Below are 16,404 nucleotides of genomic sequence, written 5' to 3' on the forward strand. Positions count from 1 at the left end.
ATTCACCAGCCAAACTGAAACGAAACTCTAAAACTGAATTGAGCTGTCATGAGCAAGAATTATCGCGGCGACGTCGATGCCGCCACTTCCGATCTCGACTTCGAGAAGAACAACTACCAGATCGAACTTGAGACGACCCACGGCAAGATCCTGCTGGACATGTGGCCCGACGTCGCTCCGGAACACTGCCGCAATATCCTCGGACTGACCCGCGTCGGATTCTACGACGGCATCATCGCTCACCGTGTCATTCCTGGTTTCGTGGTCCAGATCGGCTGCCCGAACGGCACCGGCACCGGCGGCCCGGGTTACACCATCAAGCAGGAATTCAACGATCGCCCCCACGAAGCCGGCGTCCTGTCGATGGCTCGCACCAGCGATCCGAACTCGGCTGGTTCGCAGTTCTTCATCTGCCTGGACCGGGTGCCGCACCTCGACAATCAGTACACCGTCTTCGGCAAGACGGCTGATCAGGATTCCCTTGATATCGTCCTGAAAATCGGCAGCGTGAAAACCAACTCCAGCGACAAGCCGCTCGAAGACGTGAAAATCACGGGTAGCCGCGTGATCGAGAACGCGAAGTAAGCGAAGTAGAGAAGTCATCAAAGCCCGGCCGGAATCCCGCCGGGCTTTTTTCATGCGCATTGCAAACAGGGTGGCCCGCCGCTGACGGGCACGTGACGACGTCACAAGAGGCTGTCTCGTGTGTGCGCGAATCGAGAGTCGAACGGACGATGAGGTTGTCAAATGTCCCTTCGACCCTTCAGGGCTTCAAGGGGAGAAGGGTGCCCGAAGGGCGGATGAGGGGGCGATCTGCCAGCGACGTTCCGATTCCGGTCGATGGGAGCAGTCCAGGAAGTTTGGAACTGGTGCTCCCTGTTCGCCCGGTCCACCCGTCTCCGAGGGAGAATCTCCAGTCCGTTCGTGCCGAATTTCCAGCTCCTCAGTTTGGAATGTGAAACTTCGTGAGGTAGGATGCTTTCATAGACTGGTCAAAGTGCGCCGAATTGGCAGCGCTGATGGAGCGTCTTATCAACACCCGATCGGAAGCAGGATAATGCAGAGAAGTTCGATTCTATGGATTCTGACCGTTCTCGCGGTTCCGTTTGTCACGGTTTTTGGAGACCGGGCGGCTGTCTTGTTGCAGGAAAAGCCCGTCGCGGAGCAAAAGGCTGAAGTCGAGCCGGCTCAGCCGGAAAAGAAGGCCGAACCGAAAGCCGCGAAGAAACCGCCTGCCGGAGCTGAAACCACCCCGGCCGATCTGAGCTGGCTTCCGAAAGAAGAAACGGGCGTTTTCAAGTTCCTCAAGAATCATCCCGAAGCCGACGGTCGAGGGACGGTGGTTGCGATCTTCGACACTGGCGTCGATCCGGGAGCAGTCGGACTGCAGACCTGTCCGGATGGCAGCCCCAAAGTCATCGACATTATCGACGGCACCGGCAGCGGGGACGTCGAACTCAAGGATCCCGTCAAAGCCGAAGAGATGAAGCTGACCGGGCTGACCGGCCGCACGCTCAAGGTCTCCGACAAATGGAAGAATCCGAACGGCGAGTATCGTCTCGGGATGAAGCTCGGCTATGAGCTGTTTCCGCCGGAACTCGTCAGTGTGATCAAAGCCGAGCGGGAAGAGCAGTTCCGCCGAAAACAGCATAAGCACCGAACCGAGCTGGCTCGCAAGCTGGCTGCTTTCAAGGAAGCGAATCCCAAGCCGGACGACGCGAAGAAAGCCGAGCAGAAAGAACTCGAAGCTCAGGTGGAGCTGATCGACGAGATGCTCAAGACCTACTCCGATCCGGGGCCGATCTACGATTGCGTCGTCTTTCACGATGGCGAACGGTATCAGGCGGTCGTTGACACCGACGAAGACGGAGATCTGGCCGAAGAAAAGGTGATGACGAACTTCCGCGTGAACCGCGAGTACGGCACCTTCGCCGATCCGATTAACATGAATTTCGGCGTGAACCTGTACGATGACGGCAAAGTGCTGTCGATCGTCTGTGACACCGGCGCTCACGGCACGCACGTGGCCGGGATTGTTGCCGCTTACTTCCCGGAGAACCCGGAATGGAACGGTGTCGCTCCCGGGGCTCAAATCGTTTCCGTGAAGATCGGCGATACCCGCCTGGATGGCATGGAAAACGGACCGGGCCTCGTCCGTGGTCTTCAGGCCGTGCTCGAAAATAAATGCGACCTGATCAACATGAGCTACGGCGAACCATCGCGGACGCCGAATGCCGGCCGTGTGGCGGAACTTTACAGCGAAATCGTGACCGATCACGACGTGATTTTCGTCTCCAGTGCCGGCAATGCCGGTCCTGCCCTGACGACTGTCGGAGCTCCCGGCGGAACGACTTCGGCGATCCTGGGTGTCGGGGCATACCTGTCTCCGCAGATGATGCGATCGGAGTATTCGATCCGCGAATCGCTTCCCGGTCTGCCTTATACGTGGACGTCGCGCGGCCCAACCGCTGATGGCGATATGGGAGTCGATATCTATGCTCCCGGTGGAGCCATCGCACCCGTGCCGCTCTGGACCCGTCAGGTCAATCAGCAGATGAACGGAACCTCAATGGCCTCTCCGAATGCCTGCGGCAACATCGCGCTGCTGCTGTCAGCCGCGAAGCAGAAGAAGATCCAATACAATCCATACTCGGTTCGCAAAGCGATTCAGAACTCAGCCGAACCAGTGCACGGCGATGAAGTCTTCGCTGCCGGTCCGGGACTCATCCAGGTCGACAAAGCCTGGGCGTTCCTCGAGTCGCACGCCGATCAGGCGGGGCAACGCCTCAACTTCGGGATCTCGATTCCCTCACTGCACGATGCCCGCGGAGTTTATCTCCGCGAACCGCATCAGACGACACGGATCGCTTCGTACCGAGTGACCGTCACTCCGGAGTTTCCGGAAGGAACGTCGATTGAGAATCGTCTCGGGGTGAACCTCTACTGCAAGCTGAAGACAACCGCTGAGTGGGTGAAGTCTGGGGACCTGCTGCATCTCAACCATGGTGGAAACCGTTTCGAGATCGAAGTCGATCCGACTGGCCTCGAGCCGGGTGTCCACTTCGCTGAAGTCCTCGCGTATCCGACCGATGGCGAAGTATCAACGATTCTGTTCCGCGTGCCGGTCACGGTCGTCGTGCCGATTCGCGATGCGGAGATTGAAGAGAACAACTACTCGATGTCGTTCGAAGGCGAGTTCGCTCCGGGGCAGATTCAGCGGCACTTCTTCGACGTTCCTTCCGGGGCCACCTGGGCGGAAGTGAAAATGAAAGTGGTCGATACACCCGACGTCAAATTCTTCCGACTGCATACATTGCAGTTAATCGACGGGCAGGATTTCGAAGAAGGCGAATCGGGGACTTACTTCCAGCTCATCCCGGAAGTGGAAACCGTGCACGCATTCCCGGTTGTCGGCGAGCGGACACTGGAAGTCACGCTGGGTCAATACTGGTCGATTCTCGGAAACAGTACGCTGGAGTACAGCGTTCATTTCCACGGGTTGAAACCAGACGATGCCTCGCTGACACTCTTCTCCGGCCAGGGGACGACCGAAGTGACGGTCTCCAATGAACTGCTGACCGAGAAGGTTTCGCCGGAAGGGAGTCTGACCGACTGGCGGACAATCGTCGAACCGAAGTCGAGCGAGATCCGGGCCCTGTCGGCCGATCGCGATACTCTGCCGAACGGTAAGACGGCTTATGAACTCAAGTTGACTTACGAATTCAAGCAGGATTCCAAAGGGCGAGCGACGCTGCACATTCTGCCCTGGGAAGATTTGCTCTACGATTCGCAGGTCGGCCCGTTTGTGTATGGCGTCTTCGACAGCAACGGCCAGCGGGTCGCTACGAACGACATGTTCCCGGATGCCGCGACATTTGATAAGGGAACGTACAAGGTCGAAGTGATCACCCAGCATTCCGAGTACGACACACTCAGCGAATACGAGAAGACTCCGCTGACAATCGTACGGCCACTCTCTTCGCCAATCTCGCTGAAGTTCTGGTCATCGCCGGCGGCTGCCGCCACAGGCGATGCTCATTCGGTCGGCGGTATTCTCCCGACGGACGACGCGTTGACGTTCTTCGTGGGGGAACCATCTGCCGATTCGCTTCCGAAGCAGCTGAAGTCGGGCGATTCACTGCACGGTTCGATGAAATACTCAGGAGAAGACGGAGCGACGACAAGCTACACCGTTCGCTTCTTCTATTCCAAGCCGGAAGAATCGAGCTCGGCTACGTCGAGTTCGGATAAGAAGTCGCTGGAGGAGAAGATCCGCGATCTGCGTCTGGCTCATCTGAAGACACTCGACCCAACCAGCGACGAATTCAAGAAACTGCAGGAAGAACTGCAGACCGAGAAAGCCGATGATCCGCAGCCGCTGATCACCGCCCTGGAGAAGCTCGATTCCGATGATAAGCGGAAAGAGCGTCTCGAAGCGGTCATCGCCGCGGCCGACAAAGTGATTGCCAGTATCGATCAGGACAAACTGGCCGCTCAACTTGGCCGACGCGTCCCGGAAGGCGACAAGGAAGCAAAGAAGGCTCACGACGAAGCCGAGAAACAGAAGAAGCAGCTCGTCGATGCCCTGTATCGCAAGGCCAGGGCGATCGCTTACCGCGAACTGCCCGATGTCGTGGAGAAGACTCCGATCGCCGATCAGGCGGCTCAGGACAAGGCCTTCGACGATGCCTTGAAGGCGCTGTCGGTCTGGGTCGATCCGAGCGAGAAGGATTATTTCCTGTTGACCGTCCGTAAAGAACGCCGAAAGGGACATTATGCCCAGGCGATTCGACTGCTCAATAAGCAGATTAACGGCGAGGCTCCCTTCCTGTACTCCAAGAAGCGGCTCGACATGTTCGGGCAGCTGAAGTGGGAAGACTGGCACGACTGGCAGCGGAAGAAACTGCTGATCCAGTTCCCGGAAAAGCAGCCGCCCTACGACTCGAAAGAGGACTGAACCAGGGTGGATTCTGAATAAGACAGGCACGACTCGCAGTTTCGGGTCGGGCCTGTTTTGTGTTTGGCGATCAGGTTTTCCAGTCATTCTGTTCAGTATCTCCGAATCAAAGACTGACAGCTGCTTTCAAATTGTGTAAGCTGATGTTGATATGTTGACCGCGATTTCCTCAAATCGGCGGTCCGTGCACATATTCCTGCCCGACGTCATTTCCTTCCCAAACGACCCGGAGTCTGCAGATGCGAATTTGTCAGATCGTCCGCACTGTGCTGCTGATTGCCGCCTGGTGTGCTCTTTCTCCCCTCGGACTGATTGCGGCTGAGCCGGCCGCCTATCCCGGCCAGATCCTTTCCAGCGAGCCCGTCCTCTATCTGCAGATGGACGCCGTGAACGGGAAGGTTCCTTCAACCGGGACTGCCGAAGGACTGGTTGCCTCTCCGGTCGGAGAAGTGAAGCTCAACGTCGGTGGCCCTCAAAAGGAAGGTTATCCGCTCTTTTCGCAATCGAATCAGGCGGTTCAGCTGTCGCGGGGCAAGCAGTATCTGCGAGTTGACGATCCCATTGGCGAGAGCCCGCTCAAGTTCACCAACAGCGACGAAATCACAATCGAAGCCTGGGTGAAGCCTTCCGGCGATATCGCTCCCGCGTTCCCCTACATTGTTGGAAAAGGGCGAACGAAAACGCCCGGTTTCCATCCAAATAACCAGAACTACGCTCTTCGGCTCGATACGCGAAACGGGGCCGCTCCGCTGAGCTTCCTGTTCTTCACTGAAGGGATGCTCAAAGGGGGATCCACCTCTGATTTCGCTCACCGCTGGACCAGCAAGGCGTCCGTGCCGCGTGACGAAGAATGGCACCACATCGCCGTCTGCTACAAGTTTGGCGATCCGAAGTCGATCAAAGGGTACATTGATGGTAAGCCGACCGACGGATCCTGGGATCTGGGCGGCGAAACGACCGAAGCCCCCGTTGTGGATGATGACGATGTCTGGATCGGGGCGTCGATGGGCGGCTCCAATGCTTTCACGGGCGGGCTCGATGAAATCGCCATTCATCGGACGATTGTTCCGGCCGAACAGATTGCCGATCGTTTCCGCCACAACGCAGTCGACTACCTGCAGCTGATGGTCGAAGAGACCTTTGAGAATGCTCCGTCCGATCGCGTGAATGTCGACATTTACGAGCGAATTGGCGAGTCCCGCAGCTGGAAGATCAGTCCGAAAAACAAGCTGCCGGTCTGGGAGACGGATGCGTTCGCTGTGACGAAGCTGCCTCGCAAGTACAACAAGCGGGGGATCATCGAGGATCGCCCGACTCCGAGCCTGATTCATCTTTACAGCCGAGTGACGTTGCCGGCCGGTCAGCATGAACTGATTCTGCGATCACTCAACTCGGCTCGACTCTACATCGACGGCAAGCTGATCGAATCTACGCCGTTTATGGGGTTGAACTCTTCGGCTCATGGTGAGATGCACGAGGTTGGTGAATCGAAACATGGTGAACTGAGCTGCCCGGCTGCTCACTCCGATCTTCGTGTGATGTTCGAGTCCGACGGCAAACCGCATGTCTTCTCCTGGATGATGATTTCTGGTCACAAGAATCTGCCCATGGAGTTGGGCGAGCTGACCCTCGCGGTTGGCACTCCGGAAACCGGCTATAAACTGCTCGGGCCCGAACTCAAATGGTCTTACGACGACGCCGGCTGGATCGCCTTCACGGAGCGGGAACGGGAACGGCTGATCGACTGGAACGCCCGCCTGCGTGCCGAAGCATCGGCCAGCGAAAAGGCTTACTGGAATGAACGTCATGCTCAGGTTCGCGCCTGGGTGGATCGCCAGCAGCGACCGGAAGTCCCAGTCGTCGCGGGCGTGGACAATCCGATCGACCGGTTCATTCTCTCGGCTCTTAAAGAACAGGACATGGAGCCGACCTCCATTGTCGATGATTACACCTTCCTGCGCCGGCTGACGCTCGACATCATCGGGACGAATCCGACTCCGGAACAGATTGAAGCCTTCCTGAACGATCCGGCGGAGCATCGTCGCGCCTATGCCGTCGAGCGCATGCTCAATGAGCCGGCCTGGGCTGATCACTGGGTCAGTTACTGGCAGGACGTGCTGGCCGAAAATCCCGGGCTGACCAAGCCGCGCCTGAACAACTCGGGTCCCTTCCGCTGGTATCTGCACGACGCCTTTTCGGATAATCGGTCGTTCGACCGAATGGTGACCGAACTGGTGCTTATGGAAGGGAGCAAATGGAACGGCGGGACGGCTGGCTTCGCGGTCGCTTCCAACAACGATGTTCCGATGGCCGCCAAAGCCCACGTTATCGGGACGGCGTTTCTCGGCGTCGAGATGAAGTGTGCTCGCTGTCATGATGCTCCCTACCATGAGTCGCTGCAGCGAGATCTATTCAGTATGGCCGCCATGCTCGAAGGTAAGCCGGTGGCTGTTCCGAAGTCGAGCAGCATCAACGTGAGCCCGGAAGAACTGGCGCAGATGACAGTGAAAGTCACGCTTCGTCCCGGAGAACAGATTACACCGTCCTGGCCGTTCGAAGAGCTGATCGCTCCGCAGCCTGCGGACGACCTGCAGTTTGTTCGTAACTCGGGCAATTCCCGCGAAGTGCTCGCCAGCATGCTCACTCATCCAGAGAACGAGCGGTTCGCTCAGGTTGTTGTGAACCGCGTGTGGAAACGGTTGATCGGTTACGGAATCGTGGAACCGGCTGAAGACTGGGAAACCGGTGAGGCGTCTCATCCGGAAATGCTCAAGTGGCTGGCTCAGGAATTTGTTCGTCAGGGCTACGATCTGAAGAAGCTGACTCAGCTGATCGTGACTTCGAAGCTCTATCAGCGGGAAGCAATTTCCGGTGACTACGATGCCCAGATGGCCTTCTCCGGTCCGACGCGTCGTCAGGTTACGGCTGAACAGCTGGTTGACAGTGTGTTTGCCGCCGTGGGTAAAGAACTGCCGGCCGAGCGATTGACCTATAACGCCGATGGTCGTCAGGCCGAGGTAAACTTCATCGATCTCGGCAAGCCCCGTCGGGCTTGGGAACTGGTCGCGATCAGCAATGAGCGCGAGCGGCCATCGATGGCCCTGCCGATGGCTCAGGGACTGGTCGATGTGATGTCAGCTTACAACTGGCGAAGCGAACGACAGGATCCGGTGACTGAGCGGGAATCAACGGTCACACCGCTCCAGCCGATGGCGCTGGCCAACGGGACGGCGTTGAACCGAGCCGTGGATCTTTCCGAGAACGGCGACCTCGTTGAAATCTGCCTGAACGCGGACAGTGTCGAGGAGCTGGTTGACTCCTTGTATCTGCGGGTGCTCACTCGCAAACCGACCGCAGAAGAACTGGCGGCGTTCCGCGATTTGCTGCAGCCTGGATTCGATACCCGGAAGACCGAAGTGAAAGATGCTCCCGAGCCGAAGCTGTTCCGGTCTCCACTCACGTGGACCGCTCACTTCGACCCGGATGCTTCGCTCGAAGGAATTCGTCAGGCCGAGGTGGCTGCAAAGGGAGATCCGCCGACAAAGCGGCTCGATCCGGAATGGCGGCAGCGGGTGGAAGACGGGCTTTGGGCTCTGCTCAATTCCCCCGAGTTCCAGTTCGTCCCCTGACGAGGTTTTCTGCTTCGAACGACTCCTTTTGAAGACACCAGTGACGTTTAAGCCGCCAAGGACACAATCATGTTGAATCGTCGAGATATTCTGAAAGCGACCGCAGCCACCGCTGCCGGATCCATGATTCTTCCCGGAATCGGGCGGGCCGAAGAGCACGCGCTTAAACTGGGCAAAGCTGAGCACTGCATCATGATGTGGCTCGGAGGTGGTCCGGCTCAAATGGATACCTTCGACCCCAAACGGGTTTCGAAAGACGGTCTCAAGGATCCCGGCTCGGCCTATCCGGCCATCGACACAGCCGTGCCCGGCATACAGCTTTGCGAGCACCTGCCGCGGATGGCCAAAGTGATGGATCGCTGCACGGCGGTCCGGTCGCTCAACCACGACGAAATCGACGAGCATGCCGCGGCTTCGTATCGCATGCATATCGGGCGTCCGACGAGCGGAACTGTTGTCTATCCCTCGATGGGTTCGGTGATCGTCAATCAGAAGGAAAGCCTGTCCGACAAGGTTCCCGACTACGTGTTGATGGGGCATCCTTCGCCGGGGCGGCAACCTGGATTCCTCGGACCGGAGAATGGCTTCGTTTATCTGACCGATACCGGTTCCGGGCCGAAAGGTCTGTCCCGCCCACCGCGAATCACGGACATGCGACAGAGTCGCCGCGAGCAGCTTCTCGCCAGCCTGAGCAAGAAGTTCGAGAAGTCTCACGCCGATGAAGCCGTCGTTCAAGCCTATCTTTCGGCGGCAAAGAAGGGATTCGATCTGGCCGGTCCGGAATTTATGTCAGTCTTTGAGCTTGACCGCGAAAGCGACGATGTTCGTAACGCCTACGGCGAAGAATTCGGACAGCGCTGCCTGCTCGCTCGCCGGCTGATTGAACGGGGCACCCGGTTCGTGGAAGTCTCCTTCAATCTGACATTCGTGAACGGCACCGGCTGGGATACTCATCAGGAAGGACAGGCCGGACAGCATCTGCTGATCGACAGTCTCGACAAAGCGTTCTCCGCTCTCGTGGCCGATCTCGAGAAGAGCAACCTGCTCGACAAGACCCTGATTATCATCTGCGGCGAGTTCGGACGTCCGGCCAGCTTCGATTCCAAAGGCGGGCGTGGGCACCATTCCAAGGCCTTCAGCGGACTGCTTGCGGGTGGCGGACTGAACCATCGAGGAGCAATCGGCGTCACCGACGAACTGGCTCAGGAAATTGTCGATGGTCCGCGCGTCAGCGTGCCGGACTGGTTCGCCACGATCTTCTCGGCGATGGGTGTCGATCCGTCGCACGAACTTTACGCCGGCGACCGCCCCGTGCCGATTACCGACAGCGGACGTCCTGTCGCTGAATTGTTCGCGTAAACTGAAATCGACGTAGAGAGTCCGACGAAGTGATGTCGCCTGGGAGATATGACGTCATTATTGTCGGGCAGGGGCTGGCCGGGAGCTGTCTGGCATTACGCCTGCTCGAGCGGCACCAGCGAGTTCTCGTTCTCGACCGCGATGAAGCGGTCACGTCCTCGAAGATTGCCGCCGGGCTAATGACGCCAATCGTTGGCCAGCGATTCGCGCTCAGCTGGCGATTCACGGAATTCCACAGCGCAGCCCTTGCGTTCTATTCGGCGATCGAACAGCGAACCGGAAGACAACTGCTGTGGACTCGCAGTTACGTTCGTGTTTTTCGGGACCAGAAGGAACGGGACCGCTGTCAGACGCGACTTCCGAACGTGGCGGCTTCACTTCAGGCCCGGCTGCTGGCCCCCGGTGCCGATGAGCTCCGCTCGAGTGTCGCTCCCTGGGGAGGATTGTTTCTTCCGGAAGTGTTGCAGCTCGATGCCGCCGGCTTTCTGCAAACGACGCGAGAACGACTGGAGCAGACCGATAGCGTCCGGAGCGTTGAACTGCAGCCGGATGAACCGATGCAGTTTGAGGCAGACGCGATCACGCTGCCGCGGCTCGGAGTAACTGCTGGACGACTCGTCTACTGCGGTGGAGCAGAAGATCGTTGCCGTCCGCATTTCTCCTCTCTTCGTTTTCTGCCGGCCAAGGGCGAGATCCTTTCTTTGCGAACATCTCGACTGGAGAGCGGACGGATACTCAGTGGGGGCGTTTGGCTGGCTCCCGCGACAGAGGGAACCTTTCGACTCGGAGCGACCTATGATTCGCAGCACCTCAATCAAGAACCGACTGAAAGTGGGAAAGACTGGCTGTTGAGCCGCCTGAGAAACATGGTGGGCGAACAGGAGGCAGAAGTGATCGGACATCAGGCAGCCGTCCGCCCGGCTCTCAATGATCAGAAGCCGATTCTGGGACTATCGCCGAAATGTCCGCAGATCGGGCTGTTCAACGGGCTCGGATCGAAAGGCTCTTTGCAGGCCCCGTGGCTGGCGGCACATTTCGTCGCCCATCTCCTGGACGAGTCCCCGCTGATTCCCGAAGTCCGCTGGCGGGAGAAGGCATGATGCTGAAGCTGACTGAGCTGGCTCACGAAGCTGTGAGGTCAGTCGTTCGACCTGGGGAGGCCGTGGTCGATGCGACTTGCGGCAATGGCCACGACACGCTGTTCCTGGCAAGCCTTGTCGGGAAGGACGGAGATGTCCACGCGTTTGACATTCAGAAGAACGCGATCGAACAGACGCTAGATCGCGTTGCTGCTTCAGGCTGCGAACAGGTCGTGTTGCATCATCGCAGCCATGCCGAGCTGGATACCGTTCTCACAGAAGCCGGGATCTCAGTGATCGCAGCGATGATGTTCAACCTCGGTTATCTCCCGGGGGGAGATCACGCTGTGACGACGAAACCGCAGGCGACGCTGGCCGCGTTGCGAACCGGATCGAAGATGTTGAGGACAGGGGGAGTGATGACAGTGTTGGCTTATGTGGGCCATCCTGGAGGCATGGACGAGGCGGCTGAAGTTGAGCAGTTTCTGGGAACGCTTGGGGGCAGGTTTGAAGTTCAACTGCGAAAGAATGAGTCTCCGGTGAGTCCACGGTTGTGGATTGTTGGGAAACGGTCCGTGGAGATGTAACGCTGAAGTCGCTGCCTGAGGGGTGGCCCCGAAAGATTCTTTCGTTGGAGAATGGGATTGGACGTGGCGAGTCACTGAACGGGGGGACGTTGTGCAGCTGCGGACCTCAGACAGCATTCTCTGTCAAACTGCGTTCTCCTACGGCTTCGCCGCCCTGATAGCCGAGCTATCAGGGCCACCCGGGGAGAGTATTCAACACCGAGATGAATCTCTTTGTCATCTCACGCGAGAAACGGAAAAGAGGATGCGACTCGGTGAATCGCATCCTCTTCCTGGTACAAACTCAGACCCTGATCAGTCGAGTTTTTTCAAGTGGATGTCGCGGAGCTGGAAGGGCAAGCCGTGGTCTTGGAAGCCGATGTAGCCTGACTTAGGGCGGGTGGCAAGCGGGCCTTCCGACAGGTCGACTTTGTTGACGACCTCGCCGTTGAGTTTGACGGTCAGTTGGTCGTCGACGCAACGGATCTCGAAGTGGTTCCATTCGCCAGCGGGTTTGGCGGCATTGGCAGAGGGGGGAATCCGCGGGATGACGCCGCCAGACGTGTGGTCGGTCAGTTTGTCCTGGCCGTGCGAATCGTAGATTTGCACTTCGATGCCCTGCGAAACGGGATCGTCGCGATCAGCGACATGGAAATAGAAGCCGCTGTTGCCCTTGGGCTGGGTCTTGTAGTCGAACTTCACTTCGAAGTTCCGCGCCTGATCGTTCAGCCACAGGTAGGCATCGTACCGCTTCCAGCCCGATTCCCCCGGACGGGGTTCGAGGGTCACAACGCCCTCATCATTGATGCTCCAGTTGCCGGTCGTGGTCCAGTGTTTGTCGAGCTGATTGTTGGGCAGCAGGTCGACCCATTTGCCTTTCGATTCCGCCTGGACCGGCGAGCAGAGGAGCAGCGCTCCGCAGAGAAACAGCATGCAGATTCTCATCGGGATTCCTGTCAGTGAGTGATTCAAAATGATCGTTCGGAACGTGGGCCTGAAAACACGCCGATTTCAGCGGGGAGATGATGGATCGGCGTAGATTGATCTGTTCCCAGTGGCTAGACTATCGCAGTGAACAAGGTCTGTAAAGAAAGCGGTGTGTCTCCCCCAGCGCAGGCGAGGAGTCCTCTCGATGGCGACGTGCAACGGTGAACGGCGTGGTGAAGGAAGTCCGAAGGGGGACCACTGCAGTGGACCGACCTCGCGGCGGTCGTTTCTGCAGGCCGGAGCTCTCGGAGTAGCCGGGTTTGGATTGAGCGATCTGTTACGGCTCAAAGCGAGAGCCGGAGAAACCGTCGGTCCGGATCATCCAGCCGTGATTTTCGTATGGCTGCCCGGCGGTCCGCCGCACATGGAAATGTACGACATGAAGCCGGATGCTCCGAGCGACTATCGCGGAGCCTACTGGCCGATCAAGACAAACGTTTCCGGTCTGGACGTCTGCGAGCATATGCCGCTACACGCGAGGTGTGCGGACCGCTATACGATTATTCGCTCGATCGCGCACGAGTTTGCCGATCACGGTGGAGGTCACAAACGCTTTCTGACGGGCCGGGATCCCAAGGCTCCGGCTGGCTTCGTGAATGATGCGCCCATGGTCGGATCCGTCGTCGCGAAATCGTTCGAGCATCGTAATGCCGGGCTGCCGAACTACATTTCCGGGACTGATGCCGGCCGAGCCGGAGTCGATACCTACAGCTTCGGAGCGGCTTATCTCGGTTCCACGTACGTGCCCTTCAATGTGCCCGGAGATCCGAGTGCCGATGACTTCCAGGTCAAGAATCTGTCGCTCGACAAATCGGTGTCGGATCGGCTGAGCGATCGCAGCACACTGCTTTCTAACCTGGATGGACTGCGTCGCGAAATTGATCGCAGCGGAATGATGTCGTCGATGGATCGCTTCAACCAGCAGGCGGTCAACATGTTGACGAGCGACAAAGCCGCGACAGCGTTTGATCTGACACGGGAGTCGGAGGCTGTGCGCGAACGTTACGGCATGCATGCCTGGGGCCAGCGGGCTTTGCTCGCCCGACGTCTTGTTGAAGCGGGCTGCACCTTCGTCACCATGGTCATGGAGAAGCCGTATCAGTCCGGGATTCCGTTCGCGAAGAACGGGACCTACAACTGGGACTCTCACGCGGTGAACTGTCATCTGTTCGATGATGGGAAGATCCGTCTGCCGATCTACGATCGAGCCGTCACGGCTCTGGTGGAAGACCTGCATGCCCGCGGACTCGATCGCCGCGTGTTGCTCGTGGTGACCGGCGAGTTCGGACGCACGCCGCGGATCTCTTACCGGAAAGGGACCCAGACCGGTGTGGAACAGCCGGGCCGCGATCACTGGCCGCAGGCGATGTCGATGTTGGTTTCCGGCGGCGGCTTGAAGATGGGACAGGTGATCGGGTCGACGAACTCGAAGGGGGAGCACCCGCAGGATCGTCCGCTGACGCCGAACGATCTCTGGGCCACCGTATATCGGCATCTCGGGATTGACTACAGCCAGTCGTTGATCGATTACACAGGAAGGCCGATGCCGATTCTCCCGGACGGAGAGCCGATTGCTGAGCTTCTTTAGGCCAGATTCCTCAGGTCACACATGTTTGACGACCTACGTAGTTGACCGTATGCTCTGCTGATCTGGTGAATCACTTCATCAACGGTTGCGCGCATTCTGAGCGTGACCGTCATTCTGCCGCATCCTCCGAACAATTCGCGACTTGCAGAACGTTCGGGTCGGCGTGCGCAGGTTCTGCGATGATCGTGAGGATCAGGGTTGCGCTCACCTCCAGACTTCGAACAGCCGCCAGATGCGGCAAAGGACAGTGGAATCCGCATAGAATAAGGAACTTGCAAATGTCGCAGCGCGCTCGCAGACTGGCAATTGCGCCGGCCCTGGTCTTCGTCTTTACGGTCGTTTTTGGACTGTGGAACGTTTCGACCGGTTACGGCCAGGAAACGCCCGAGGGGGCCAGTACGTCTTCTGTTACGGGAGAATCACCCAGGGAAGTAGCGGCAGAGTCCGTCGCCGAGTTGACTGAATCGCCGGCGCCCGCAGAATTCAGCGAAGCCAACATGGCCTGGATGATGATCTGCTCGGCTCTTGTGCTCATGATGACCGCTCCTGGTCTGGCTCTTTTCTACTGTGGACTGGTTCGCAAGAAGAACGTTCTGAGTGTGATGATGCAGTGCGTCACGCTGATGGGCATCATGTCCGTGCTCTGGGTGGTCGTCGGCTATTCGCTGGCCTTTGCTCCGGACATCATGGGCGGCTTCGTGGGCGGATTCGATCATGTGATGCTCGACGGAGTCCTGCCAACCTGGAATGCGGAGACGGGGCAGATCGAAACCCCAGCGGCCGGGACGCAGATTCCGACGCTGCTGTTCGCTGTCTTTCAGATGATGTTCTTCATCATTACCCCGGGTCTGATTGTCGGGGCGTTTGCAGAACGAATGAAGTTCTCGGCCATGGTCGTCTATTCGATCCTCTGGGGACTGCTCGTTTACTGTCCGATCGCTCACTGGGTCTGGTCGGATAACGGCTGGTTGTGCGAATGGAACGAAGCCGCCGCCTTTCCGGCTCTCGATTTTGCCGGCGGAACCGTGGTTCATATCAGCTCGGGAGTCTCGGCTCTCGTGTGTGCTCTGATGGTCGGCGCCCGATACAACTATCAGAAAGAACCGATGCCGCCACATAACCTGACCTACACCTTCATCGGCGCCACGATGCTCTGGGTCGGCTGGTTTGGTTTCAATGCCGGAAGTGCCGTCGCCGCGAACACGCTGGCTGTGAATGCCTTCGCCGCAACGCATCTGGCTGCTTCCGCCGGGGTGATTGCCTGGGCAGGCATGGAATGGCTGACGATCGGTCGCCCGACGATTCTGGGAGCCTGCTCTGGAGCCGTCGCCGGTCTGGTTTGCATTACTCCCGCCAGCGGAGCGGTGACCGTTCCTTCGGCAATGATCATCGGACTGTGCGGGGGGCTCGTCAGTTTCCTGGCCTGTACGAAGCTTAAGAATGCCTTCGGATACGACGACTCGCTGGACGTCTTCGGCGTCCACGGGATGTCGGGGATCGTCGGTGCTTTGTTGACCGGGGTGTTTGCTTCAAAGAGCATCACCGGAGCCCGTGTCGGGCTGATCGAAGGCAATGGAGCTCAGATGGTCAATCAGGCGGTCAGTATTCTTGCCGCAGCCGGGATGGCGATTGTCGGAAGCGTCATTCTGCTCAAGTTGATCGACCTGACGATTGGGTTGCGTGTCAACGAAGAGAAGGAGATTCGGGGTCTCGATCTGACCGAACATGGCGAAGAAGGTTACATCTTCCTGTAAGACTGTAAGCGTAGCCGCCATAGAATTCGAACTGTTGGACGAACAATTCCGGGCCGCCCCGCACGAGGGGCCCCGGTTTCTGATAACATACTCACAGGTTCCGTGCGCTCCGCGTATCCTGTGTCTCCACGGAGAAGACGACATGAAGAAGATTGAAGCTGTGATTCGCCACTTCAAGTTGGAAGAAGTGAAGGATGCGCTGACCCAGGTCGGCGTTCAGGGGATGACGGTCAGTGAAGTTCGCGGGTTCGGCCGACAGAAAGGGCATAAAGAACAGTACCGCGGGGCGGAGTATACCGTCGATTTCATGCCCAAGGTGAAGATGGAAGTCGTAGTCGAAGACGACGCGGCCCGCAACGTGATTGATACGATTCTGCGGACCGCACGGACCGGCCAGATTGGCGACGGAAAGATTTTCGTCACCGACCTGTCGGAAGCGATCCGTATTCGTACGGGTGAAACCGGAGAAGAATCGATCTGACTCC

At 58.2% G+C, this 16,404-nt stretch carries 10 protein-coding genes; 9 read left to right on the forward strand and 1 reads right to left on the reverse strand.

Annotated features, from left to right (window positions below):
• Positions 1–48: 48 nt before the first annotated feature.
• From L1A08_RS01335 to L1A08_RS01360, 6 genes are all read left to right on the forward strand, one after another.
• Positions 49–585 carry a peptidylprolyl isomerase gene (locus tag L1A08_RS01335; RefSeq protein ID WP_238753361.1) on the forward strand — a complete coding sequence of 179 codons (537 nt, stop codon included), beginning with the start codon at positions 49–51 and terminating at the stop codon, positions 583–585.
• A 472-nt stretch (positions 586–1,057) separates the two neighbouring features.
• Positions 1,058–4,957: a S8 family serine peptidase gene (locus L1A08_RS01340; protein ID WP_238753362.1), complete on the forward strand. Its 3,900-nt coding sequence runs from the start codon at positions 1,058–1,060 to the stop codon at positions 4,955–4,957.
• Positions 4,958–5,196: 239 nt separating this feature from the next.
• Positions 5,197–8,586, forward strand: coding sequence for a DUF1553 domain-containing protein (locus L1A08_RS01345; RefSeq protein WP_238753364.1), 3,390 nt, complete (start codon positions 5,197–5,199; stop codon positions 8,584–8,586).
• 66 nt (positions 8,587–8,652) lie between these two features.
• Positions 8,653–9,945, forward strand: coding sequence for a DUF1501 domain-containing protein (locus tag L1A08_RS01350; protein ID WP_390896836.1), 1,293 nt, complete (start codon positions 8,653–8,655; stop codon positions 9,943–9,945).
• Between the two features lie 32 nt (positions 9,946–9,977).
• The gene (locus tag L1A08_RS01355; protein ID WP_238753368.1) at positions 9,978–11,045 is read left to right on the forward strand and encodes an NAD(P)/FAD-dependent oxidoreductase; all 1,068 of its coding nucleotides are present in this window, start codon (positions 9,978–9,980) and stop codon (positions 11,043–11,045) included.
• Positions 11,045–11,611 carry a class I SAM-dependent methyltransferase gene (locus tag L1A08_RS01360; RefSeq protein ID WP_238753370.1) on the forward strand — a complete coding sequence of 189 codons (567 nt, stop codon included), beginning with the start codon at positions 11,045–11,047 and terminating at the stop codon, positions 11,609–11,611. The genes L1A08_RS01355 and L1A08_RS01360 overlap by 1 nt, the downstream gene beginning before the upstream one ends.
• Before the next feature lie 294 nt (positions 11,612–11,905).
• Here the strand turns inward: L1A08_RS01360 and L1A08_RS01365 are convergent, their stop codons facing one another.
• Complete coding sequence (locus L1A08_RS01365) at positions 11,906–12,535, reverse strand: 3-keto-disaccharide hydrolase (RefSeq protein WP_238753372.1); 630 nt, start codon at positions 12,533–12,535, stop codon at positions 11,906–11,908.
• A gap of 187 nt (positions 12,536–12,722) precedes the next feature.
• Here L1A08_RS01365 and L1A08_RS01370 point away from each other — a divergent pair, with 187 nt between their 5' ends.
• The 3 genes from L1A08_RS01370 to L1A08_RS01380 all read left to right on the forward strand — a co-directional run bounded on the left by L1A08_RS01370 (position 12,723) and on the right by L1A08_RS01380 (position 16,400).
• Positions 12,723–14,165, forward strand: a complete 1,443-nt coding sequence (locus tag L1A08_RS01370) for a DUF1501 domain-containing protein (RefSeq protein WP_238753374.1) — start codon at positions 12,723–12,725, stop codon at positions 14,163–14,165.
• Between the two features lie 278 nt (positions 14,166–14,443).
• Positions 14,444–15,919 carry an ammonium transporter gene (locus L1A08_RS01375; protein ID WP_238753376.1) on the forward strand — a complete coding sequence of 492 codons (1,476 nt, stop codon included), beginning with the start codon at positions 14,444–14,446 and terminating at the stop codon, positions 15,917–15,919.
• 142 nt (positions 15,920–16,061) lie between these two features.
• Entirely contained in the window at positions 16,062–16,400 is a 339-nt protein-coding gene (locus L1A08_RS01380) for a P-II family nitrogen regulator (RefSeq protein ID WP_238753378.1), read from the forward strand.
• The last annotated feature ends 4 nt before the right edge of the window (positions 16,401–16,404 follow it).

It is taken from the genome of Rubinisphaera margarita (assembly GCF_022267515.1).
Classification (GTDB): Bacteria; Planctomycetota; Planctomycetia; order Planctomycetales; family Planctomycetaceae; genus Rubinisphaera; species Rubinisphaera margarita.